At 72.4% G+C, this 22,723-nt stretch carries 18 protein-coding genes and 2 pseudogenes; 6 read left to right on the top strand and 14 right to left on the bottom strand.

Annotated features, from left to right (window positions below):
- From Q2K19_RS21425 to ngcE, 4 genes are all read right to left on the bottom strand, one after another.
- Positions 1–375, bottom strand: coding sequence for a glyoxalase superfamily protein (locus tag Q2K19_RS21425; protein ID WP_302763195.1), 375 nt, complete (start codon positions 373–375; stop codon positions 1–3).
- A 67-nt stretch (positions 376–442) separates the two neighbouring features.
- Positions 443–1,342 carry a carbohydrate ABC transporter permease gene (locus Q2K19_RS21420; protein ID WP_446839622.1) on the bottom strand — a complete coding sequence of 300 codons (900 nt, stop codon included), beginning with the start codon at positions 1,340–1,342 and terminating at the stop codon, positions 443–445.
- The gene (locus Q2K19_RS21415; protein ID WP_302763194.1) at positions 1,339–2,247 is read right to left on the bottom strand and encodes a carbohydrate ABC transporter permease; all 909 of its coding nucleotides are present in this window, start codon (positions 2,245–2,247) and stop codon (positions 1,339–1,341) included. Before Q2K19_RS21415 ends, Q2K19_RS21420 begins: the two co-directional genes overlap by 4 nt.
- Positions 2,248–2,314: 67 nt before the next feature.
- Positions 2,315–3,730 (bottom strand): N-acetylglucosamine/diacetylchitobiose ABC transporter substrate-binding protein, encoded by a 1,416-nt coding sequence (gene ngcE / locus Q2K19_RS21410; protein ID WP_302763193.1) that lies wholly within the window; start codon positions 3,728–3,730, stop codon positions 2,315–2,317.
- Positions 3,731–3,938: 208 nt separating this feature from the next.
- On the opposite strand from ngcE, the gene Q2K19_RS21405 reads away from it, so the two are divergent.
- Positions 3,939–5,348 (top strand): acyltransferase family protein, encoded by a 1,410-nt coding sequence (locus tag Q2K19_RS21405; RefSeq protein ID WP_302763192.1) that lies wholly within the window; start codon positions 3,939–3,941, stop codon positions 5,346–5,348.
- Here Q2K19_RS21405 and Q2K19_RS21400 read toward each other — a convergent pair.
- The 3 genes from Q2K19_RS21400 to Q2K19_RS21390 all read right to left on the bottom strand — a co-directional run bounded on the left by Q2K19_RS21400 (position 5,284) and on the right by Q2K19_RS21390 (position 9,485).
- Positions 5,284–6,774: a CoA-acylating methylmalonate-semialdehyde dehydrogenase gene (locus Q2K19_RS21400; RefSeq protein WP_302763191.1), complete on the bottom strand. Its 1,491-nt coding sequence runs from the start codon at positions 6,772–6,774 to the stop codon at positions 5,284–5,286. The two genes, Q2K19_RS21405 and Q2K19_RS21400, sit on opposite strands and share 65 nt — an antisense overlap.
- On the bottom strand, positions 6,771–8,078 hold the full coding sequence (locus Q2K19_RS21395; RefSeq protein WP_302763190.1) for an aspartate aminotransferase family protein: 1,308 nt from the start codon (positions 8,076–8,078) through the stop codon (positions 6,771–6,773). Before Q2K19_RS21395 ends, Q2K19_RS21400 begins: the two co-directional genes overlap by 4 nt.
- 372 nt (positions 8,079–8,450) lie before the next feature.
- Positions 8,451–9,485, bottom strand: coding sequence for an aldo/keto reductase (locus Q2K19_RS21390; protein WP_302763189.1), 1,035 nt, complete (start codon positions 9,483–9,485; stop codon positions 8,451–8,453).
- Positions 9,486–9,651: 166 nt separating this feature from the next.
- Between Q2K19_RS21390 and Q2K19_RS21385 the strand changes: the two genes are divergently transcribed.
- Together Q2K19_RS21385 and Q2K19_RS21380 are read left to right on the top strand one after the other, a co-directional pair.
- Positions 9,652–10,227 (top strand): ArsR/SmtB family transcription factor, encoded by a 576-nt coding sequence (locus tag Q2K19_RS21385; protein WP_302763187.1) that lies wholly within the window; start codon positions 9,652–9,654, stop codon positions 10,225–10,227.
- Positions 10,228–10,337: 110 nt separating this feature from the next.
- Entirely contained in the window at positions 10,338–11,309 is a 972-nt protein-coding gene (locus tag Q2K19_RS21380; RefSeq protein ID WP_302763186.1) for a hypothetical protein, read from the top strand.
- 21 nt (positions 11,310–11,330) lie between these two features.
- Here Q2K19_RS21380 and murD read toward each other — a convergent pair whose 3' ends face one another.
- Positions 11,331–12,677, bottom strand: coding sequence for a UDP-N-acetylmuramoyl-L-alanine--D-glutamate ligase (murD, locus tag Q2K19_RS21375; protein ID WP_302763184.1), 1,347 nt, complete (start codon positions 12,675–12,677; stop codon positions 11,331–11,333).
- Positions 12,678–12,767: 90 nt separating this feature from the next.
- Between murD and Q2K19_RS21370 the strand changes: the two genes are divergently transcribed.
- The gene (locus tag Q2K19_RS21370) at positions 12,768–14,117 is read left to right on the top strand and encodes a hypothetical protein (protein ID WP_302763183.1); all 1,350 of its coding nucleotides are present in this window, start codon (positions 12,768–12,770) and stop codon (positions 14,115–14,117) included.
- Between the two features lie 27 nt (positions 14,118–14,144).
- Here the strand turns inward: Q2K19_RS21370 and Q2K19_RS33540 are convergent.
- The 5 genes and pseudogenes from Q2K19_RS33540 to Q2K19_RS21350 form a co-directional block, all read right to left on the bottom strand.
- Positions 14,145–14,648: pseudogene (locus Q2K19_RS33540) on the bottom strand (PucR family transcriptional regulator); the annotation flags it as partial.
- Positions 14,649–14,795: 147 nt separating this feature from the next.
- Positions 14,796–16,106: pseudogene (locus Q2K19_RS21365) on the bottom strand (PucR family transcriptional regulator ligand-binding domain-containing protein); the annotation flags it as partial.
- A 226-nt stretch (positions 16,107–16,332) separates the two neighbouring features.
- Positions 16,333–17,784, bottom strand: a complete 1,452-nt coding sequence (argG, locus tag Q2K19_RS21360) for an argininosuccinate synthase (RefSeq protein ID WP_302763182.1) — start codon at positions 17,782–17,784, stop codon at positions 16,333–16,335.
- Between the two features lie 48 nt (positions 17,785–17,832).
- Positions 17,833–18,675 (bottom strand): TrmH family RNA methyltransferase, encoded by an 843-nt coding sequence (locus tag Q2K19_RS21355; RefSeq protein WP_302763181.1) that lies wholly within the window; start codon positions 18,673–18,675, stop codon positions 17,833–17,835.
- Complete coding sequence (locus tag Q2K19_RS21350) at positions 18,672–19,232, bottom strand: dihydrofolate reductase family protein (RefSeq protein WP_302763180.1); 561 nt, start codon at positions 19,230–19,232, stop codon at positions 18,672–18,674. Before Q2K19_RS21350 ends, Q2K19_RS21355 begins: the two co-directional genes overlap by 4 nt.
- Positions 19,233–19,367: 135 nt before the next feature.
- Here Q2K19_RS21350 and Q2K19_RS21345 point away from each other — a divergent pair, with 135 nt between their 5' ends.
- Positions 19,368–19,970, top strand: coding sequence for a dTMP kinase (locus Q2K19_RS21345; protein WP_302763179.1), 603 nt, complete (start codon positions 19,368–19,370; stop codon positions 19,968–19,970).
- A gap of 9 nt (positions 19,971–19,979) precedes the next feature.
- Positions 19,980–20,402 (top strand): GNAT family N-acetyltransferase, encoded by a 423-nt coding sequence (locus Q2K19_RS21340; protein WP_302763178.1) that lies wholly within the window; start codon positions 19,980–19,982, stop codon positions 20,400–20,402.
- Positions 20,403–20,462: 60 nt separating this feature from the next.
- On the opposite strand, the gene Q2K19_RS21335 is transcribed toward Q2K19_RS21340, so the two are convergent.
- Entirely contained in the window at positions 20,463–22,667 is a 2,205-nt protein-coding gene (locus Q2K19_RS21335; protein WP_302763176.1) for a transglycosylase domain-containing protein, read from the bottom strand.
- Positions 22,668–22,723: the final 56 nt, after the last annotated feature.

Here is a 22,723-nt window from a genome sequence, read left to right as displayed (position 1 = left end):
TCAGACCCGGGTGGCCTGCAGGACGATGCCGTTGCCGTCGGGGTCGTGGAGGGTGATGTACCGGCCCCACGGCGCGGTCTGGATGCCGCCGTCCGGGAAGTCCACGCCCCGCTCCCGCAGCCGGGCCACGTCGGCGTCGAGGTCGTCGGTCTCCAGCACCAGACCCTTGAGCGAGCCGGGCGGCATGGTCGGGAACCAGGTGACCAGGGTCAGCGCGGTGGCCGCGCCCTTCGGGGCGACCTGGATCCAGCGGCCGCCGGGGCCCATCGGGTTGTCCCAGATCAGGTCGAAGCCGAGGACGTCGCAGTAGAAGTCGCGGGCCCGCTCCTGGTCGCTGACGGGCACGGAGACGAGTTGCACGTGGGTCACGGTCATGGCCACCACAATAGGTAGGAGTTTTCCTACCAGTCAAGCTGTGCTGGGGCCGGCCGTGGCAACCACCTCACTTGAGCTGGCCGGCGGTGAGACCGGCCTGGATCTGCCGCTGGAAGGCGACGTACACCGCCAGCACCGGCAGGGTCGCGATGGTCAGGCCCGCGAACAGGCCGCTGAAGTCGCCCTGGTAGCCCTGGTTGACCGCGAGCGCGGCGAGCCCCTGCGCCAGCACCGGCTTCGAGTGCTCGCCCTGCATCAGCACCTGCGGCAGGAGGAATTGATTCCAGTGGCTGAGGAAGTTGAAGATCGCCACACTGATCAGTCCCGGTCGCGCCATCGGCAGCATCACGCGGAAGAAGAGCCGGAAGTGACCACACCCGTCGATGAGTGCCGCCTCCGCGATCGACGTCGGCAGCGTCCGGAAGAAGGCGGTCAGGAAGAAGACCGTGAAGGGCAGCGAGTAGGCGGCGTAGACCAGCATCAGCCCGGGCCGCGTGCCGAGCAGGCCGGCGTTGCGCACCACGAAGAAGAGCGGCACCAGGGCGAGGAAGACCGGGAACATCATCCCGCCGACGAACAGGTAGTAGACGACCTGCCGGCCGCGGAACTCGTACCGGGCGAAGACGTACGCCGCCGTGGCGCCGAGGAGCATGGTGAGGGCGAGCGAGCCGGCCACCACCACGCCGCTGTTCAGGAAGTACTGGCCGATGTGCGCCTCGGTCCAGGCCCGTGCCCAGTTCTCGAAGCGCAGCGCGCCCGGCAGCCCCCACGGGTCGGTGAGGATCTCCTTGTCGCTCTTGAACGAACTGAGAAACATCCACAGCAGCGGCAGCGCGGTCAGCGCGCCCCAGAACAGCAGGAGGCCGTGCGAGAAGACGTTGGCGACGCCGAGTTCACGGCGGAGCGGTCCGTCGGTAGCCGGGCGAGCCGGCTCGGCCGTCGTCGCGCGCTTGTCCAGTGTGGTCACGAGTACTCGATCCGATCACGCCGGGCGGCGCGCAGCGCCAGCACCGCGACCGTCAGGGTCAGGAAGAACATCACGACGCCGATGGCAGAGGCGTACCCGAACTTGGACTCGCTGGCGAAGGCGGTGTTGTACATCCGCAGACCGATGACGTCCGAGGAGAAATTGGGCCCGCCGTCGGTCATCTGCTGCACCAGGATGAACCCGTCCAGCGCGGCGATGGCCAGGTAGATCCAGGCCACCTGGACGGTGTCCCAGAGCAGCGGGATCGTGATCCGGCGCAGGGTCACCAGCCGCGACGCCCCGTCGAGCATGACCGCCTCGTAGATGTCGCGCGGGATCGCCTGCATGGCCGCCCCGAAGAGCACCACGTAGAAGCCCACGTTGCTCCAGACCATCACCGTCAGCACGCACCAGAAGGCGGTCCGGGGATCCCCGAGCCACGTCGGCGTCGCCAGGCCACCGGCGCGCAACGCGCCGTTGAGCAGGCCACTGGTGGGGTTGTAGACCTCCTTCCAGAGCAGGGCGATGATCACCACCGAGAGCACCTGGGGGAAGAAGTAGACCAGTTGGTAGACCGAGCTACCGCGCACCCCGATCACACCGGCCCGCTTCTTGCGCCCGCCCATGTTGAGCATGGTGGCGAAGAAGAGGCCGAGACCGATCGTCACCACCGGCACCACGGCGAGCATGATCGCGTTGTTCTTGATCGCATTCCACACGCGGTCGTCATGCAGCATGGTGCGGAAGTTGTCCAGCCCGACGAAATTCGCGTCCGCGGAGAAGCCGAGCCAGTCCGTGGTGGAGATCTGGAACGCCTGCAGGTACGGCGACAGCACGAAGATGCCGTACAGCAGCAGCGGCGGCCCCAGGAAGATGATGATCAGCGGGTACTTGCCATGTTTCACGAGAAGGACCTACTCCCCAGCGGCGGACCGGTGGGGGCGGGACCGGCCCGCCCCCACCGACCGGACGTTACGCGGCCCGCTTGTACTTCTTGATCGAGCTGTCCTGGGCGATCGAGTCGGCACCCTTCTGACACGCGTCGAGGAACTCGGCCGGGGTGCTCCGGCCGCTGAAGAACTCGCCGCAGGCGGCGTCGACCAACTCCTTCTCGAGCTTGCGGTAGTAGTTGTTGTAGACCCAGTTGAAGCCGTTGCTGCCGGACGCCTCCAGCGCCTTGACCACCGTGCTCAGGCCGAACGGCAGCTCGGCCCCCTCGGTCGTGCCGGCCACCACGGTCAGGCTGGAGACCTTCTTCGTGAAGTCCTGGGCGCCCTTCTTGGAGAGCATCACCCGGAAGTACTCCAGACCGCCGGCGACGTTCTTCGCCTTCGACGGCACCATGTACGGCTCGCCGGCGGTGCCCCGGATCGCCTCGAACGGCAGCTTGTCGCCGCTGCCCAGGCTGGGCGTCGGCGCGATGGTCATGTTGAACCCGGCCGGGGTGACCTTGGCCTGCTCGTTCTCCAGCCACGAACCGCAGGAGATGAAGGCGGCCTTGCCCTGGCACCAGGCGGTCTGCGACTGGATGTGGTCCAGGCCCGCCGAGCCGTCCAGGATGTACTTGTCCTTGACGATCTGGTACCAGGCGTCGGCCGCCGCCTTCATGGCGTCGGACTTCCAGGCGTTCGGCTCGAGGTTGTCGATCGCCATCGCCACCGAAGGCCCGCCGAGCTTGATCGCGGTGGCGATCAGCGGCCAGCTCATGTAGCGGGGGTGCTTGCCCGCGTACGTCCAGGGGGCGATGCCGGCGGCCTTGATCTGCTTGCAGAGCGCGATGTGCTCGTCCCAGGTCTTCGCGTACTGCCAGTTCCGCTCGGTGAGGAGCTTGGTGGAGTACCAGATGCCGTACGCGGTGTAGGTGTAGTTGAGGACCAGGAACTTGCCGTCGTACGAGCCGACCTCGACGGCGCCGGGCAGCAGCGTGTCCCGCACCTTCTTGCCGGGCTGGTCGAGGCTCGGGGCATCGAGCAGGTCGCCCAGGTCGGCGATGGCGTTCTGGCTGACCAGACCGTTGAAGTCGATCTGCCCGGCACCGGAGTTGTTCACCACGTCCGGCGGGGTGCCGTCGACGAAGCGCGGCTGGAGGGTCTTGTTGATCTCCTGGGTGGCCGAGTGCCTGATCTCGGCCTTGGGGTACTTCTCCTTGTACATGGCCTCGTGGGCCTTGGCGTACTCCTCGCCGAAGCCGCCGTTGAAGATCACCACCTCGAGCGGGGCGTCCTCCTTGACGCCGAGCGGGTTCTGCTCGCTCTTGGTGCCCTTGTAGGTGCCGGCGTCGCTCTTGTCGTCGCCGCCGGACGTGGCGCAGCCGGCCAGCAGCCCGGCGGCGGGGGTGGCCAGCAGGCCGGCGGCGGCGGTGCGCCGCAGGATGTCACGCCTGTTCATCGCTTCTCCTCGGTTCGGGTACGGACGGCCCGCCGAAGATGGGGGAACGGCGGCCGCGGCGTCGAGGCTCGGAAGTGTCTGCTGTTGCTCGTCTTCACTTCATTTGAAGTTGATGAAGAATTTCTACGACAGTGCGACGCGGACCACAAGACCCGACAACCGAACCGTTATCACCACCGGCCGTCGCGAGCTGGCATAGCCTGGGCGCATGCGTCGCCTGCGGCAGCTCGCGGAGCGCACGCCGGCCGGGCGGGAACGCTACGTCGACCTGCTCCGGGCGCTCGCCATCACCATGGTCGTGCTCGGCCACTGGGGAGTCACCGTCATCGGTTACGACCGGGCGGGCCGCCCCACCGGCCACTCCGCCCTGGGCGACCTCCCCTGGGCCTGGCCGCTGACCTGGGTGGCCCAGGTAATGCCGGTGTTCTTCCTGGTCGGCGGCTACGCCAACGCCGCCTCGCTGACCGCCCGGCGGCTCCGCGGCGGCGACGCCACCGGGTGGCTGATCGACCGCAGCGCCCGGCTGGTCCGCCCCACCACCGCGCTGCTGGTGGTGCTGGCGGTCGGTGCGGCGGTCGCCAGCCTCCGCGACGCCGACCCGGTGCAGGTCCGCACGGTGGTCTGGTTCGCCACGATCCCGCTCTGGTTCCTGGTGGCGTACCTGGTCGTGGTGCCCCTGACCCCCCCGATGTACGCGCTGCACCGGCGGTTCGGGCTGGCCGTGCCGGCGGTGCTGGTCGGTCTCGTCGCGCTCGGCGACCTGGGCCGGCTGCTCGGACCGGCCGGGCTCGCCACCGGCAACTACCTGTTCGGCTGGCTGGCCGTGCATCAGCTCGGCTTCGCCTGGTACGACGCCCGGTCCCCGGAGAACCCGCGCCGACGGCGGCTGCCGCTGTCCCGGCGGGCCGGGGCCACGCTGCTGGCCGTCGGGCTGGTCGCGCTGGTGCTGCTGACGGTGGTGGGGCCGTACCCGGTGGTGCTGCTCAACGTGCCCGGTGAGCGGCTGGACAACGCCGCGCCGCCGAGCCTGGCCCTGCTGGCCGCGGCCACCGCGCAGCTCGGGCTGATCCTGCTGCTGCGCGGGCCCGCCGAGCGCTGGCTGCGCCGGCGCCGCCCCTGGGAGGCGGTGATCGCCGTGAACGCCGTGGTGCTCACCATCTTCCTCTGGCACCTGACCGCGGCGGTGCTGCTGGTCGGCCTGCTGGACGCGCTCGGCGCGCTGCCCACCCCCCGGGTCGGCTCGGCCGCCTGGTGGGGCTGGCGGGTCCCCTGGCTGCTCGCCCTCGCCGTCGTCCTCGCCGCCCTGGTCGCCGTCTTCGGCCCGATCGAGGCCCGCAGCCGCCGGTCCGCCCCGCCGGCCGACGCGCGGCGCGGGCCGGCGGGCGCCCCGGGCCGGGGCCGCGTCCGGACCGCGCTGGCGGCGGCCGGGTACGCGGGCATCGTCGCCGGGCTGCTGCTGAACAGCCTCACCCGCAAGGCCGCGCCCGAGCCGCTGGGGCTGCCCGCCCCGGCGCTGGTGGCGTACCTGGCCGGGGCGGGGGTGCTGCGGTGGCTCAGGTCTGGGTGGGGAAGCCGAGGTTCACCCCGCCGTGGCGCGGATCCAGCCAGCGGCTCGTGACCACCTTGCTCCGGGTGAAGAAGGCGACCCCGTCGGCGCCGTGGGCGTGCAGGTCGCCGAAGAGCGAGGCCTTCCAGCCGCCGAAGGAGTAGTAGGCCATCGGCACCGGGATCGGCACGTTGATCCCGACCATGCCCACCTGCACCTCGTGCTGGTAGCGCCGCGCGGCCCCGCCGTCGTTGGTGAAGATCGCCGTGCCGTTGCCGTACGGGTTGGCGTTCACCAGGTCGACCGCCTCGTCGTACGAGTCGACCCGGACGACGCTGAGCACCGGGCCGAAGATCTCATCGGTGTAGATCGACATCTCCGGGGTGACGTGGTCGAAGAGGGTCGGGCCGAGCCAGAACCCGCCCGCGTCCCCGTCCGGGGTGACCGCCCGCCCGTCCACCACCGGCACCGCGCCGGCCGCGATCCCCGACTCCACGTAGGACCGGACCCGCTCGGCGTGCGCCGCGGTGACCAGCGGGCCCATGTCGCAGCCGCGCCGGCCGTCGCCGGTGCGCAGCCGGCTCATCCGCTCGGCGATCTTCGCGACCAGGGCGTCCGCGACCGGTTCCACCGCGACCAGCGCGGAGATGGCCATGCACCGCTCCCCCGCCGAGCCGAAGCCGGCGTTGACCGCCGCGTCGGCCGCCAGGTCCAGGTCGGCGTCGGGCAGCACCACCATGTGGTTCTTCGCCCCGCCGAGCGCCTGCACCCGCTTGCCGGCCAGCGAGCCGCGCTGGTGCACGTACCGGGCGACCGGGGTGGAGCCGACGAACGACACCGCCTGCACGCCCGGGTGGTCGAGCAGGGCGTCGACCGCCTCCTTGTCGCCGTTGACCACGTTGAGCACGCCGTCCGGCAGGCCCGCCTCGGCGAACCACTCGGCGAGCAGCAGCGCCGCGCTCGGGTCCTTCTCGCTCGGCTTGAGCACCACCGCGTTGCCGCAGGCCACGGCGACCGGGACGAACCAGAGCGGGACCATCACCGGGAAGTTGAACGGCGAGATCACCGCGACCACGCCCAGCGGCTGCCGCAGGCTGTACGAGTCGACCTCGGTGGAGACGTTCTCGCTGAAGCCACCGCGCAGCGCCGAGGGGATGCCGCAGGCGTACTCGATGACCTCCAGGCCGCGCTGCACCTCGCCGGCGGCGTCCGCGAGGACCTTGCCGTGCTCGGCGGTGATCACCGCGGCGAGCCGGTCGCGCCGGGCGTGGACCAGCTCGCGGAAGGCGAACAGCACCGCCGTCCGCTTCGCCAGGGAGGCGTCCCGCCAGGTCCGCGCGGCCCGCTCGGCGGCCTCGACCGCGCCCGCCACGTCCGCGGCGGAGGCCAGCGCCACCTCCCCGGTACGCCGGCCGGTGGCCGGGTCGAAGACGTCGCCGCGTCGCTCGGAGTCCCCGCTGACCCGCTTGCCGTCGACGAAGTGCCCGATCTGGTTCATGCCGCCACCTCCGCGGCGACGGCGGAACGGATGGCGTCGACCAGGATGGCCAGGCCCTCCCGGGCCTCCTCCTCGGTCAGCGTCAGCGGCGGCCCCATCCGGATCACGTTGCCGTAGAGGCCGCCCTTGCCGACCAGCAGGCCGCCCGCCCGGCACGCCTCGAACACCCGGGTGGTGAGAGCCGGGTCCGGTTCGGTGGTGCCCGGGTGGACGAACTCGACGCCGAGCATCAGGCCCTTGCCGCGGACCTCGGCGACGCGGTCGAGGTCGGCCGTCGCCGCCCGCAGGCCGTCGGCGAGGATCGCGCCGACCCGCTCGGCGTTGGCCTGCAGGTCGTGGTCGAGCAGGTAGTCGAGGACCGCGTTGCCCGCAGCGGTGGAGACCGGGTTGCCGCCGAAGGTGGAGAAGCTGATCGCCGGCACCGCCTCCAGCACTTCCGCCCGGCCGACCACGCCGGCCAGGGCGAACCCGTTGCCGATGCCCTTGGCGAAGGTGAGCAGGTCCGGGGTGACGCCGTGCGCCTGGTAGCCCCAGAAGTGCTCGCCGGTGCGGCCCCAACCGGTCTGCACCTCGTCGCTGATCAGCAGGATGCCGTGCTCGTCCAGCACCTTCTTCCAGGCCGCGAAGAGCCCGTCCGGGCCGTGCACGAAGCCGCCGACGCCCTGGACCGGCTCGGCGATCAGGCAGGCCACGTCGCCGGAGGTCTGGGTCGCGAGCACCTCGCGCAGGTCCTCGACCGCCGCATCGACCCGGTCGGCCTCGTCGAGGCGGGCCAGCAGGCCGCGCAGCCGCTCACCGGAGTGCAGCCAGGCCACCTGCAGGGGGTTGAGCGCGCTGGCCGACCAGCCGCGGTTGCCGGTCACGCCCATCGCCGCGTACGTCCGGCCGTGGTAGCTGTTGCGCACGGCGAGGATCTGGTGCGAACGGCGGTGGTTGGTGGCGACCAGCAGCGCCGCCTCGTTGGCCTCGGTGCCGGAGTTGGTGAAGAAGACCCGGGCGTCGGGGATGCCGGAGACCCGGGCCACCTTCTCGGCCAGCTCGACCTGCTGCCGAATCAGGTAGAGGGTGGAGCTGTGCACGATGCCGGTGCGGAGCTGCCGCTCGACCGCCTCGCGGATCTCCGGGATGTCGTAGCCGATCATGTTGGTCAGCACGCCGCCGAAGAAGTCCAGGTAGCTGCGGCCCTGGGCGTCGGTCACCCGGCGGCCGGAGCCGGCGACCAGCTCGATCGGTTCGGCGTAGTAGAGCGGCATCCAGGACGGGAGCACGGCCCGGTGCCGGGCCAGCAGGTCGTCGGAGGTCATCGTCGCACCCTTCAGCGGCGGTTGGTCCTCGCACGCTCTCACCGGGCGGTGACAGGGACAACTGTCACTGTGTAGCGCAGCGACCGGCCAGGCCTGACACGGCGTCAACCGCCCAGCCGCTGGGCCCGTCCGCCGCCGCCGCGGAGGTAGCGCGCGGCGGTCGGCGGACCGGCCAGCTAGTGCGGTGTCCACTAACGTTCGCCGGGTTGGTGGCCGGAGATTCTGTCGTACGGGTGGTGTTGGGTCGGGTTGTGGCTCGTCGTCGGTTGGCCCGCGGAGGTCCGCCCCACCGACCGGTGGGGAGTCGCTCGCCACACGGCGAGGATCCACAACACCGCACCGGAAACCCGGTGAACGTTAGTGGACACCGCACTAGCGTCGTACGACTCGCCGTCGCTGCCTCGCATCCGCGATCCAGGGCGGGTTGGCGGCGCCGTTCGGGTCGTACACGTCGGTGCCGGGCGGGACGATCGCATCGAGCCGGTCCAGCACGTCATCGTCGAGGACGAGGTCGGCGTGTTCGAGCGTGGATTCGAGTTGTTCGAGCGTGCGGGGTCCAATGATGACCGAGGTGACGGCACGGTGCGCGAGCGGAAATGCCGTCGCCAGCGCAGGCAGCGGAACGCCGAGGTGGTCGGCCACCTCCACGAGCTGCTCGACGACGTCGAGCTTGCGCGCGACGACCGGATCGGCGGGATCGAACCAGGCGGGCCGAAGGGCGGCCCTCCCCTCGGCTCCGGTCTCGAGGCCGCGGCGGTAGCGGCCGGTGAGAAAGCCGAAGCCGAGCGGGCTCCAGGTGAGCACGCCCATGCCCCACTTCTCGGCGACCGGGAGCACGTCGCGTTCGATGCCGCGGGCCAGCAGACTGTAGGGCGGCTGTTCGGTGCGAAACCGCATCAGGCCGCGGGCGTCGGCGACCCGGTGGGACTCGACGATCTCGTGCGCGGGGAACGTGGAGCAGCCGAACGTCCTGATCTTGCCCGCCTGGACGAGGTCGGTGAGGACGCCGAGGGTCTCCTCGAGGTCGGTGTCCCAATCGGGGCGGTGCACCTGATAGAGGTCGAGGTGGTCGGTGCCGAGCCGAGTCAGGCTGGCGTCGACGGCGTGGAGCAGATGGCGTCGCGAGTTGCCGCCCTTGTTCAGGCCCTCCTCGAGGGCGAAGTGTCCCTTCGTCGCGAGGATGACTTGGTCGCGGCGGCCACGGAGGGCCTTGCCGACGATCGACTCGGACTCGCCGGTTGAGTACATGTCGGCGGTGTCGATGAAGTTGACACCCCGATCGAGGGCGGTGTGGATGATCCGGATGCAGTCGTCGTGGTCCGGGTTGCCGGCGGAGCCGAACATCATCGCCCCGAGCGTGAAGCGGGACACGGTCATTCCGGTGCGCCCGAGCGGCGCGTAGCTCATTGTCATGCGGGAGTGGTCCTTTCGAGGGGCCGCGAGCGCCGGGGTGGCGGTGCGGGAAGGTCGCCGCCGCCAGGGCTCCCATACAGCCGGGTCCGGCAGCCAACTCTGTCGCCGCGACCTTAAGTCCGCAAGCAGATTTGCGCAAATCTGGTTGTATAGTCGACCCATGCGTGATGGTGAACCGGGGGATGTCCGGCAAATCGACGATGTGCGCGCCCTGACCGCTCTCGCCCACCCGGACCGGGCGCGGCTGATGGACGCCCTGGCCGTGCACGGGCCGTCGACAACCACGGCGCTGGCGCGGGCGATGGATCTGGCCACCGGCAGCGTTTCGCACCACCTCAAAGTGCTCGTCGAGGCAGGGCTGGTCGCTCCCGCGCCAGCCGCCGCCACGGACCGCCGAGAGCGCCGATGGAAGCTCGTCACGCGCGGAATGCGCTGGACGATCGGCCAGTTCCGCGACCAGCCGACCGCTCAGGCCGCCGCGACGTCCGCCGAGGGCGCCCTGCTCCAGCGACAGTACGAGCACGCGCGAGAGTTCCTGGAGACCGCAGAGCAACCATGGGACGACGTCGCCTACGCAGGCCACGTCTGGCTCCGGCTGACCCCGGACGAACTCGCCGAACTCGGGCAACAGATCGACGATCTCCTCCTCGGCTGGCGGCGTCGCCAACTCCCCGAAGACGGGTTGGAACGGCACCCGGTTCTCGCCTTCGTGCACGCATTCCCCACGGATCCGTGAGATCAGCGGCGGCACCCGGTCCAGTCCGCGGATTCCCGTCCCGCCCTTCCGGGTAGCCACGATCCACAACGGCCGGTGGGGGCCGACCGACCGCCGGTAACATCCGCCGGGTGCGGACGACGGACGTGGCGCTGCCGGCCGGCGCGGCGGGGATGACCGGACCGGAGCTGGCCGCGGGGGTAGGCGCCTGGGTGGACTCGCCGCCGCTGCGGGCCCTGGTGGGGCACTTCGGCGGCGACTGGCCGGCCGGGGACGTGCCGGCCGTGCTGGCCGGGCTGGACGAGTTCTCGGCCCGGCACTGGGACTTCCGCGAGGGGCGGGAACGCCCCGAGGCCCGGGAGCCGGACTTCGACCCGGCCACGATCCGGCTGGTGCTGGACTCCGCGGCGGCGCTGGGCCTGGTCCGGGCCGCCCCGCCGGCCCTGCCCGGCTACGCCCACCTGCTGGTGCTCGGTGGGCTGGCACACGCCTGCCTGCGGCGCACCGCGTACGCCGCACACCTGGTGCGGACCGTCGCCGGGGTGTCCGGCGAGGTGGCGGTGCTGGGCAGCTTCCGGATGCTCTCCGCGGCCGAGTCGCGGATGCTCGCCGACGCCGGCGTGTCCGGCTGCGCCACCGAGGTCGACGCCCTCGACGCGGGGGTACGCGCCGCGTTCGGGGTGACGACGCCGAGCGAGGAGACCGGCGACGACGCCGACCACCCGCACCGGGCCTGGTCCTCGCGCACCTACCGCCCGGCCGGGTCGCCCCCGGTCCGGGTGCTCGCCGCCCCGTCCAGCGAGCCGGACCGGCGCCGGGCGCACACCGCCGACACCCAACGGTTCTGGGCCGAACACGTGCGGCTGGCCACCGGTGACGGGGTGCTGATGGTGACCGCGCCGATCTACGTGCCGTTCCAGCACTGCGACGCCCTGCGTACCCTCGCGGTGCCATACGGCTGCGGGATCGACACGGTCGGGGTGGATCCGGCGCTGACCGGGCTGGCCCGGGTGCCGGAACCGACCCTCACCCCGGGGCGGTACCTCCAGGAGATCCGCTCGGCCATCCGCTCGATGCGCGCCCTGCACGCGGCGCTGCGCTGAGCGCGGCGAGGCGTTACCGACTCAGCGGGCGGTGTCCGCGACCGCCTGGGCGAACACCTCCGAGCGGTGCTCGAAGTTGCGGAACCGGCCGTAGCTCGGCGCGGCCGGGGAGAGCAGCACCACCCCGCCCGCCGGGGTGAGCTTGCGGGACAGCCCCACCGCGGCCACCAGGTCCTCGGCGACCTCCGTCCGCACCCCCGACAGCCCGGCGAGCGCCTCGACGATCCGGGGGCCGCTGTCCGGAATGCCGATCACGGTGATCTCCCGCTCCGCCAGGTGGTCCCGCAGCGGGGTGTAGTCCAGCCCCCGGTCGGTGCCGCCGACGATCACGGTCAGCGGCCGCCCCTCGTACGCGTCGATCGCGTGCATGGCCGCGTACGGGCTGGTGGCGAGCGTGTCGTCGACGAAGGTGAGGCCGGACGGGTCGGGGATCTCGGTCAGCCGGTGGGCGAGCCCCTGGAACTCGGCGACCGCCAGGGCGAGGCTGTCCTTGCGACCCGCCACGTCGACCCCGAGCGCGTCGAGCACCGCGAGGGCAACGCAGAGGTTGCCCTCGTTGTGCCGGCCCACCAGCGGCAGCACCGCACGCGGGAAGAGCGGGGTGTCCCGCAGGTGGAACCAGGGAGCGCCGTCCGGGCCGGAGGCCACGTGGGTGGTGTCCGGCCGGCCGGCCCGCACCGCCGTCCGGTCCCCCAGCTCCAGCGCGAGCCGCGGGTCGGCGCCGTTGACCACCACGGTGTGCGGGCCGTGCGCGATCAGGTTGAGCTTGTCCCGGTAGTACTCCCGCTCCCCGCCGTGCGCGTCGAGGTGCTCCGGGAAGAGCGCGGTCACCACGGCCACCCGGGGCGAGTCGGTCAGGTCGGCGCACTGGTAGCTGGAGAGCTCCAGCACGTACAGGCCGGCCTCGGGCAGGTCGAGCAGCGGTACGCCGATGTTGCCGCCGAAGACGTTCGGCCGGTCCATCGCGGTCAGCAGGTGGCTGATCAGGCTGGACGTGGTGCTCTTGCCCTTGCTGCCGGTGACGCCCACGGTCCGGTCCGCGTGGTCGGCCATCCAGAGCGCGCTGCCCTGGGTGACCGTGACGGCCTGCCGGCGCAGCTCCACCATCCACGGGTGGGTGTTCGGCACGCCCGGCGAGCGGACCACCACGTCGGCGGCGGCCAGCCGGGCGAAGCCCTCCTCCCCGGTGATCAGCGGCGCGGCCGCGGCGAGCGGGCCCTCCCAGGGCAGGGTGAGGAAGTTCGCGCTGTCGTCGACCGCCACCAGGCTGGCCGGGCCGTGCGCGGCGATCGCGGTCACCGCGGCCCGGCCCTCGCGGCCGGCTCCCCAGACGGCGACGTGACGTCCGCGCAGATCAGACAGGCGCACAGGCTCTCCTCGGGGGTTGCGACGGGCGGTCGGCGGGCATGGTCCGACGCAGCCGGACACGGCCGGACGAACCAGGGCCTAGTATGGCGTGTGCCCAACGAGCAGCTCCGGCGGATGGACGCCTTCACCTTCCCGTCCTACTCGATCGACTTCGCCACCGGCGAGGCGTTGTTCGACTACGCCCTCACCGGCCCCGACGGCGAGCAGCGGTTCACCGAGGTGATCACCTTCCCGCTGCCGGCCGAGCCGGTCTCGGACGAGACCGCCGCCACCTTCAACCGGGTCCTCGAACTGCTGCACGTCGTCGCCGGGGTCAGCTACTACAAGACCGCCGCGCCGCACCGGGTGGTGCTGCCGACGCCACTGGGCGCGGCCGCCGTCGAGTTCGTCACCGCCGTCTACACCAGGGGCCTCGCCGAGTACGCCTACCGCAACCAGCTCCCGCACGTGCTGGAGTTGCGCCCGGAGGTGCCGTCCGGCGAGGTCACCCCGCCCCGGGTGTACGACGACTCGGACCGGCGCCCGCTCTCCGCGGTCGGCGGCGGCAAGGACTCCATCGTCAGCCTGGAGGCGCTGCGCCGGGCCGGCTTCGACCCGGTGCCCTTCTCGGTCAACCCCAACCACGTCATCGTCTCGGTCAACGAGGCGTCCGACCTGGTGCCGCTGGCCGCCCGGCGGCGGATCGACCCGGTGCTGTTCGAGCTCAACGCGGCCGGCGCGCGCAACGGCCACATCCCGGTCACCGCGATCAACTCGCTGATCGCGGTCGCCACCGCCGTGCTGCACGGCCTCGGCCCGGTGGTGATGTCCAACGAGCGCTCCGCCTCCGACCCGAACCTGGTCTGGAACGGTCACGAGATCAACCACCAGTGGTCCAAGGGCGTCGAGGCGGAGGGGCTCCTGCGGGCCGCCCTGGCCGAACACGCGGGGCTCACCGAGCCGTACTTCTCCCTGCTGCGGTCGCTCTCCGAGTTGCACATCGCCCGGCTCTTCGCCGAGATCGACCGCTACGACGCCGTGGTGACCAGCTGCAACGCCGCGTTCAAGCTGCGCGACGCGAGCGAGCGGTGGTGCCGGGACTGCCCGAAGTGCCGGTTCGTCTTCCTGGCCATGGCCCCGTTCATGTCCCGGGAGCGGATCACCCGCATCTTCGGCGGCGACCTGCTCGCCGACACCACGCAGATCCCCGGCTACCGGGAGCTGCTCGGCGTCGACGGGCACAAGCCGTTCGAGTGCGTCGGCGAGGTGGAGGAGTCGGTGGTGGCGCTGAGCCTGCTCGCCCAGCAGCAGCAGTGGCGCGACGCCCCGGTGGTCCGCGCCCTGGTCGACGCCCTCCCGGACACCGCCTGGACGGCGGCGGCCACCTCCGACGTCTTCACCCCCGGAGGCCCGAACTACGTCCCCGCCCCCTACGCCAAGGCCCTCACCGCCCTCACCTGACGGCCACGGCCAACCCTCCGCAGTCGGTCAGGGGGCGCGGACGGCGTCCAGGGCGAGCAGGGCGACGTGGAGGGAGAGGCACGCCTCGACCGAGTCGAGGTCGACGTCGAGGATGCGGCCGATCCGGGCCAGCCGCTCGTAGAACGCCGGCCGGGACAGGTGCGCCGCGGCGGCCGCCGCCGACTTGTTCCGGCCCTGCTCCAGGTACGCCCGCAGGGTGTCGAGCAACTGCTCGCGGGGATGCTGCGCGTCGTACGCGAGCAGCGCGCCCAGTTCCCGCTCGACGAAGGTCTGCAGGCGCGGCTCGTCCCGCAGCAGGTGCAGCAGGCCGGCCAGCCCGACGTGCGGCAACCGGAAGATCGGCAGCTCGCGGCGGTCCCGGCGGGCCGCCTCGGCGATCTGCCGCGCCTCGACCAGGGAGCGCCCGGCCTCGCGCAGGCTGCCCACCCCGCTGCCGGCCGCGATGATCACGCCCGCCGGCCCACCCGCCCGCGGTGCGCCGCCGCCCGCGCCGAACCGGGCCGCGACGTCGCCGGGACGGGGCACACCGTCGCCGCCCCGGGAGCCGCCGTCGGTCGGGCGGCGCCCGCCGTCAGCGGGGCGCGGCACCGGGACCCCGGGACGGGAGGCCGGTTCGGTCGGGCGGGCGACGGCGGTGGCGGCCGCCCGGGCCGGGCCGGCGTCGAGGCGTACCCGACGCAGCGCGGCGGCGAAGGCGGCGAGCGCCTTCTCCTCGGCGGCCGGGTCGGGGAGCGCCAGCAGCGCGCCCACCGCGTGGTCGTCGACGGCGCTGGTCAGGGCGGTCAGCCGGGCCTCGTGCAGCGCCTGGCCGACCGCCTCGGCGAGGTCGCGCAGCCGGGCCGGGCCGGGTTCGCCGGCGTCCGGGTCGTCGGCCCGGTGGCGCACCACCACGCCGACCAGGTGCCGCCGGTCGAGGGTCACCCCGAGCGCCTTGGCCCGCAGCGCCACCTCGTCCACCGGCCGGGAGTGGTCGAGCAGCGCGGTGAGCAGCGTGCGGTGGATCTGCCGTTCCAGCCCTTCCGCGTCGCGCCGGATCAGCCGGCCCAGGGCCAGCGTCGACGCGGCGCGCTCGATGAGGATGGTGAGCCGGGTCGGCGGTGCGGCGGCGGACGGCCGCGGGTCCGGGACCCGGTCGGCGGGGCCGGTCAGCCGTCGACCGTCGGCCGCCGCGCCGGGCCCGGCCGCGCCGGACGGGCCGGCCTCGTCGGCCAGCGCGGGCGCGGGGCGGCTGGTGGTCAGCTCGCCGCCGGCCGGCCAGCGCAGCAGCAGCCGCCCCCAGTCCTGGCCGCGCGCGCCCACGGTGGTGACCAGCCAGCCGCTGTCGGTGTCGTACGCGGTCCGCCCGGCGGGCCGGATCCGCCGGGAGTGCTGCTCCCAGCCGTCCAGCAGCAGCTCGGCGCTCTCCCCCGCCGGGTCGTACGCGAGCACCTGCCGGGACAGGTTCTCCAGCACCACCGGGCACCCGGAGAGCTCGGCGGCCTGCCGGACCACCTCGGCCGGGCCGGCGCCCTCCACGGAGAGTTCGGTGAACCGCTGGTGGATCTCCTCGGCCGCCCGCAGCTCGGTGAGCTGGGCGTCCACGATCAGCGCGTGCACCGCCTCGGTGATCCGGACGAAGGGGGTGGCCCGGCGCAGCTCGACCAGGGGCAGTCCGCGCCGCTCGGCGGCGGCCGCCATCACCCGGGGGACCCCGCTCACGTAGCGGCGGCCCAGCTCGACGACCAGGCCGGAGACCCCGACGTCGGCCAGGTCGCCGATGAACGCGCGCAGCCCGGCGTCGTCGGCCGGCAGCCCGATGCCGGTGGTCAGCACCAGCTCGCCGCCGCCGAGCAGGGTGGCGATGTCGGGCACCTCGGCCACGTGCACCCAGCGCACCGGCCGGTCCAGGCCCGCGTCCCCGGCGACCAGCCGCGGCGCGCCGTGGCGCACCGGCACCAGGGCGAGCACCTCACGGACGGTAGGGAACACGGGCGACACGCTACCCTGCGTCACCGCCGGTCCCTAGGAGCCGGCCGCCCCCACGTCTCGATCGTGTCGAGTAGCGTCCCGATGATCGTGATGAATCGGAAGGGTGGGCATGGACGGGACGACGGTCAGCCGGCACAGTGGCGAGGTCGGCTACCGCTCCCAGTACACCGGCCCGACCGTGCTGGACAACTCGGGCACGACCGTCGACGCCGGCCCAGCTCCCAGCTCAGTCGACGCCGAACTCCATCGCGGCCCGGTCGAGTGCCTCGTCGTCGGCGGAGGAGACGCCCCGGGAGGCGATGGCCTCCGCGCCGCCCTGGGGCATCGCACCGATCAGCCCGGTCGAGGCTGCCTGCGCGGCGCCGACCATCCGCTGGGGGGGCGCGCCGCCGACCATGCCGAGGGTGGCGTACTGCTCCAGCTTCGCCCGCGAGTCGGCGATGTCCAGGTTGCGCATGGTGAGCTGGCCGATCCGGTCCGACGGGCCGAACGCCGAATCCTCGGTACGCTCCATCGACAGCTTGTCGGGATGGTAGCTGAACGCCGGGCCGGTGGTGTCCAGGATCGAGTAGTCCTCGCCCCGGCGCAGCCGCAAGGTCACCTCGCCGGTGACCGCCGTGCCGACCCAGCGCTGCAACGACTCGCGCAGCATCAGCGCCTGCGGGTCCAGCCAGCGCCCCTCGTACATCAGCCGACCGAGGCGGCGGCCCTCGTTGTGGTAGTTCGCCAGGGTGTCCTCGTTGTGGATGGCGTTGACCAGCCGTTCGTACGCGGCATGCAGCAGCGCCATGCCGGGCGCCTCGTAGATGCCCCGGCTCTTGGCCTCGATGATCCGGTTCTCGATCTGGTCCGACATGCCCAGGCCGTGCCGGCCGCCGATGGCGTTGGCCTCCAGCACCAGGTCGACGGGGCTGCCGAACTCCTTGCCATTGATCGTCACCGGGCGCCCCTGGTCGAAGCCGATCGTGACATCCTCGGTCGGGATCTCCACCGACAGGTCCCAGAACCGGACTCCCATGATCGGGTTGACCGTCTCGATGCCGGTGTCGAGGTGCTCGAGTGTCTTCGCCTCGTGCGTGGCGCCCCAGATGTTGGCGTCGGTGGAGTATGCCTTTTCGGTGCTGTCCCGATACGGCAGGCCGCGTTCGAGCAGCCACTCCGACATCTCCTTACGCCCACCCAGTTCGGTGACGAAGTCGGTGTCGAGCCACGGCTTGTAGATGCGCAGCTGCGGGTTGGCCAGCAGGCCGTACCGGTAGAACCGCTCGATGTCGTTGCCCTTGAAGGTCGAGCCGTCGCCCCAGATCTGGACGTCGTCGGAGATCATCGCCCGAACCAGCAGGGTCCCGGTCACGGCCCGGCCCAGCGGGGTGGTGTTGAAGTACGCCCGCCCGCCCGAGCGGATGTGGAAGGCCCCGCAGGTCAACGCCGCCAGGCCCTCCTCAACCAGGGCGGCGCGGCAGTCGACCAGGCGGGCGACCTCCGCGCCGTAGCTGAGCGCGCGACCCGGCACCGAGGCGATGTCGGGCTCGTCGTACTGGCCGATGTCGGCGGTGTAGGCGCAGGGAACGGCACCCTTGTCGCGCATCCACGCGACCGCGACCGAGGTGTCGAGGCCGCCGGAGAAGGCGATGCCGACACGTTCGCCGGTGGGCAGGGAGGTGAGGACCTTGGACACGAGGAAGATTATGCATCGAATCGCATGGTCATGCAAGCGAAGCGGCGGCTACCCCGTGCCGAACGGCGGGTCGTCCCGACCCAGTTCCCAGAACGCCACCGCCGCAGCGGCGGCGACGTTCAACGAGTCCACTCCACGCCGCATCGGAATGACCACCCGTACGTCGCTGGCGGACTGGGCCGCCGCGGTGAGGCCCGGACCCTCGGCTCCCAGCAGCAACGCCGCCCGCTCGCGCTGCGCCGGAATCAACCGCTGGATCGGTACGGCGTCCGGAGCCGGCGTCATGGCGAGCACGGTGAAGCCCGCTTCCCGCACCTGGTCCAAACCCGCGGGCCAGCGCTCGAGCTTGGCGTACGGCACCGCGAAGACCTCCCCCATGCTGACCCGCACGCTGCGCCGGTACAGCGGATCGGCGCAAGACGGCGATAGCAGCACCGCGTCGATGCCGAGCGCGGCGGCTCCCCGGAAGACCGCGCCGAGGTTGGTGTGGTTGTTGACGTCCTCCAGGATCACCACCCGCCGGGCGGTGTCGAGCACCTCGGCGGCGCTGGGCAGCGGCTTGCGGTGGAACGAGGCGAGCACGCCCCGGTGCACGTGGAAGCCGGTGGCCCGCTGGAGCACCTCCGGGGTGGCCGTGTAGACCGGCGCGTCCCCGGTGTCCAGGTCGGTGAGCTGGTCCACCCGCTTCGCGTCGACCAGGTACGACCGGGCCGGGTAGCCGGCCCGCAGCGCCCGCCGCAGCACCAGCTCCCCCTCGGCGATGAACAGGCCGTGCGGCGGCTCCCAGCGGGTACGCAGCTCGACGTCGGTCAACGCGCGGTAGTCGGCGATCCGGTCGTCGTCGGGGTCGGTGATCTCGTGGACGGGCACGGCACGATTCTGCCCGGTCACGCCCGGACGTAGCGCAGCAGCACCGACCGCCCGTCGAAGGCCCGGCTCTCCGCGAGCCGCAGGTCGAGCCGGTCGGTGTCCGGCAGCACCCGCTTGCCGCCGCCGAGCAGCACCGGGTGCACCACCATCTGGTACTCGTCGATCAGGCCGAGCGCGCTCAGCGCGGCCGCCGCGCCGGTACCGCCGGTGAGCAGCAGGTCGCCGTCGATCTGCTCGCGGACCTCGGCGACCTCCTTGGCGAGGTCGCCGCCGCCGACCACCCGGGCGTCCCAGTCCGCGCCGGTCAGCGTGCGGGAGACGACCACCTTCGGGGTACGCCGCCAGATCGGCGCGAACGCCAGGTTGTGCGGGTGGTCGGACATCGACTCGGCACGCGGCCAGTACCAGGACATCATCTCCCAGACCCGGCGGCCGTAGGCGAACGCGCCGGCCCGCTCGGTCAGCCCGATGGAGTACGCGGACAGCTCCTCCCCCATCACCGGCCAGTCGAACTCGCCGTTCGGCCCCTCGATGAAGCCGTCGATCGACTGGTGCACCCAGTAAATGATCTTTCCCATGGTGTGCTCCTCGGCGTACCGGTGCGCCCCGGCGGGCGCGCTCACCGGTGGGTCGGAGCCGCCGGTCACGATCCGACAGCCGGGCCGGATTTTTTTGCCGGGCGCGCTTGCCCCGGCCGGCTACCGTCCGACGGCGTGACCCGTCCCCTGATGATCGCCCTGGTTGGTGTCGACGGCTCCGGCAAGAGCACCCAGGCCCGGGCCCTGGCCCGCCGGCTGTCCGAGGGCGGCGTGCCGGCGACGTACTTCGAGAACGCCGGTGGCCGGCCGCTGTGGAACCGGCTCGCCCGGGCGCTCGGCCGGGCGGACGGGGTGGCGCTGTTCGGCCGGACCCTCTATCCCGTTCTGGAGGCGACGGTCCGCGCGGTGGCGATGGCGCGCACGGTGCTGGTGACCCGGCTGACCGGGCGGGTGGCCGTGCTGGACCGGTGGACCTGGTGCCAGGAAGTGATCATGGCGGCCCGGGGCGACCGGGGACGGCGGACGGTCCGCGCGGCGTACCGGATCTTCCCGCGCCCGGCGGTGGTCTGCTTCCTGGCCACCTCGCCCGAGGTGGCGCAGCGGCGGGTGGCGGACCGCGGCATCGACACCGAGGAGCTGGCGCACCTGCGGGCGCTGGACGCGGCCTACCGGGCGCTGCCGGAGTACGGGTCGTTCGTGGTGCTGGACGGGGACGGCGGGCCGGACGAGGTGGCGACGGCGCTGGACCGGGCGGTGTCGGCGCTGGTCGGGCGTTAGATTCCGATCGTGGAGTACCGCCTGGAGGACCGGCTGCCCACGGTCGAGGAGTTTGTCACCGTGACCACGGCGGTCGGCTGGACCGACGCGTACGACCCGGCGGCGATCCCGGCGTCGCTGGCCGCCTCGCTGCACGCCGTGGTGGCGGTCGAGGGCGACCGGGTGATCGGGCTGGGCCGGCTGGTCGGCGACGGGGCGATCTACTACTACCTGCAGGACCTGGCGGTGGTTCCGGAGCGGCAGCGGCGCGGGGTGGGCGCGGCGATCCTCGCCCGGCTGGAGGAGTGGATCGCCGGCCGGGCGTCGTCGCGTACCTTCGTCGGCCTCTTCGCGACCGGCGGCTCGGTCAGCCTCTACCGCCGGTTCGGCTACGCGGTGCCCGACGACATGACCGGCATGTTCCGCGTCGGCCCCCGCCCGCTTCGCGGCTGAGCGGTAAGGAGGGGCCCCTTGTTAACGCCTCCGTTATAGCAGGGGCCCCTTCCTAACTACTCAGCCGCGGCCGCGGCCCTGGAGCCAGCGCAGGAGGTCCGACGGGAGGCCGCGGTCCTGCTGCTGCCGGGGCTCCGGCGTCGGCGTGGGGCGCGGCTGGGGACGCTGCGGGTTGCCGGCCAGTTCCCGGCTCGGCGCGGTGAAGTCCTTCACCGGCTTGCCGTCGACCGCGGTCCGGATCACCCGGGCGACCGCGTCGATCACCTTGGCCTGCACCGCCGAGCCGACCAGGTCGGTCGAGTCGTCGGGGTTGGCGGCGATGCCGGCGACGGCCACCTGCGGGGTGAACCCGACGAAGGTCTCGGTGGCGTTCTGCTCGGAGCTACCGGTCTTGCCGGCGACCGGCCGGCCGACGATCCGGTCGACGCCGGTGGCGGTGCCGCCGTTGCACTGGCCGAACGCGGACTGCTGGCCGACCGGGCAGCGGGCGGCGTCGGTGGCGGCCCGGGCCACGTCGGTGTCCAGCACCTTCTTGCAGGAGGGCTGGCCGACGTCGACCTTCTCGCCGTTGGCCGCGGTCACCGAGACCACCGGCTGCGGGGTGCAGTACGTCCCCTCGGCGGCCACGGTGGCGTACGCGTTGGCCAGGTCGAGTGGCGTGGTGGCGGCCACGCCGAGGGTGAAGGCGCCCCAGTTCTCGGCGTCGTTCTTCGCGAAGTCGGCGTCGGAGCCGGCCCGGAAGGTGATGCCGAGCCGCTGCGCCATCTCCACCACCTTGTCCTCGCCGACCTGCTCGGCCAGCCAGACGAAGTAGGTGTTCACGGAGCGGCCGAAGCCGTCCCACATCATCCGGTAGCCGTCCATCCACTCCGGGTTGGCGTTGGCCGGGCACCACTTGCCGTCGCAGTTGCCTTCGGCGTCCGAGCCGTACCGGGTGGGCAGCTTGGCCGGGGCGTCGAAGCCGGTGGCGAGCGGCTTGCCGGCCTCCAGCGCGGCGAGCATGGTGAACAGCTTGAAGGTCGAGCCGGCCTGGTAGCCGTCGACGCTGGCGCCACCGGAGATCAGCGGGTTGACGGTGTTCGGGTGGTTGGCCTGCCCGGCCGGGTTGTCGGCCAGGCTGTAGTGCCGGTTGACGGCCATGGCGAGCACCCGGCCGGTGCCCGGCTCGACCGCGGCGATCGGCAGGGCGCGCTTGTTGTCGTACCCGTAGACCTTGGTGGCCTGCTGCTGGGCGGTCTGCTGGACCTTCGGGTCCAGCGAGGTGATCACGGTGTAGCCGCCCCGGCGCAGCGCCTGCTCGCGCTCCTTGACGGTGTTGCCGAACGCCGGCTGGCCGAGCCACCACTGCCGCAGGTAGTCGCAGAAGAAGCCCCAGTCGTCGTGCCCCTGGGCGACCGCGGTGCAGCCGTTGGGCTGGGCGGTCGGGTGCAGGGTCAGCTTCTCCGCCTTCGCCGCCGCGGCCTGCTGCGCGGTGATCGCGCCGGTGGAGGCCATCGAGTCGAGCACGTACGCCCGACGGGCGAGGGCCTGCTCCTTGTCCCCGTCGATCGGGCTGTACTCGTCGGGCGACTGGACCAGGCCGGCGAGCAGGGCCGCCTCGCCCAGGGTCAGGTCCCCCGGGGCCTTGCCGAAGTAGCGCTGGCTGGCCGCGGCGACGCCGTACGCGCCGGAGCCGAAGTAGGCGATGTTGAGGTAGCGGTTGAGGATCTCGTCCTTGCTGAGGGTCTTCTCCAGCGCGCCGGCGTACCGGATCTCCTGGAGCTTGCGCCCGACGGTCTGCTCGGTGGCGGCCTGCCGCTCCTCGGCGGTGCGGGTGGGATCGGTCTTGAGCACGTTGCGGACGTACTGCATGGTCAGCGTGGAGCCGCCCTGCTCGGTGCCGCCGCCCTTGACGTTGGCGACCAGAGCGCGGGCGATGCCGCGCAGGTCGGCGCCGCCGTGCTGGTAGAAGCGGCGGTCCTCGGCCGCGACGATCGCCTGCCGCATCACCGGCGCGATCTCGGCGAGCGGCACGTCGGTGCGGTTGACGTCGTAGAACGTGGTGATCAGGGTCTTGCCGTCGTTGGCGTAGAGGTAGGAGCGCTGGGGCTGCGCGGGGGTGCGCAGCGCGTCGGGCAGTTCCGCGTACGCGCCCAGGGCCGCCTTGGCGGCGAACCCGCCGAGCAGGTTGCCGGGGAGCGCGGCGACCGCGAGGGCCAGGCCGGCGAGGACGCCGGCGAGGAGCACGGTGAGGAGCCGCGACAGCGGCGACCGGGAAGACGGCATGGACTCCAGGATTGCCGCGAATGCCGCCAACCGGCCACCCCGCCAGGCAACTGTCA

This window comes from Micromonospora sp. NBRC 110009 (assembly GCF_030518795.1).
Taxonomy (GTDB): Bacteria; Actinomycetota; Actinomycetes; order Mycobacteriales; family Micromonosporaceae; genus Micromonospora.
The sequence above is the reverse complement of the archived record's forward strand: the minus strand, read 5'-3'. Positions and strand labels throughout refer to the sequence as shown.

Excerpts from the sequence above, each read along its gene's own strand:
- Q2K19_RS21425 (WP_302763195.1), bottom strand. The coding sequence starts at position 375 with ATGACCGTGACCCACGTGCAACTCGTCTCCGTGCCCGTCAGCGACCAG.
- ngcE (WP_302763193.1), bottom strand. The coding sequence starts at position 3,730 with ATGAACAGGCGTGACATCCTGCGGCGCACCGCCGCCGCCGGCCTGCTG.
- Q2K19_RS21405 (WP_302763192.1), top strand. The coding sequence starts at position 3,939 with ATGCGTCGCCTGCGGCAGCTCGCGGAGCGCACGCCGGCCGGGCGGGAA.
- Q2K19_RS21400 (WP_302763191.1), bottom strand. The coding sequence starts at position 6,774 with ATGAACCAGATCGGGCACTTCGTCGACGGCAAGCGGGTCAGCGGGGAC.
- Q2K19_RS21395 (WP_302763190.1), bottom strand. The coding sequence starts at position 8,078 with ATGACCTCCGACGACCTGCTGGCCCGGCACCGGGCCGTGCTCCCGTCC.
- Q2K19_RS21390 (WP_302763189.1), bottom strand. The coding sequence starts at position 9,485 with ATGAGCTACGCGCCGCTCGGGCGCACCGGAATGACCGTGTCCCGCTTC.
- Q2K19_RS21385 (WP_302763187.1), top strand. The coding sequence starts at position 9,652 with ATGCGTGATGGTGAACCGGGGGATGTCCGGCAAATCGACGATGTGCGC.
- Q2K19_RS21350 (WP_302763180.1), bottom strand. The coding sequence starts at position 19,232 with ATGGGAAAGATCATTTACTGGGTGCACCAGTCGATCGACGGCTTCATC.
- Q2K19_RS21335 (WP_302763176.1), bottom strand. The coding sequence starts at position 22,667 with ATGCCGTCTTCCCGGTCGCCGCTGTCGCGGCTCCTCACCGTGCTCCTC.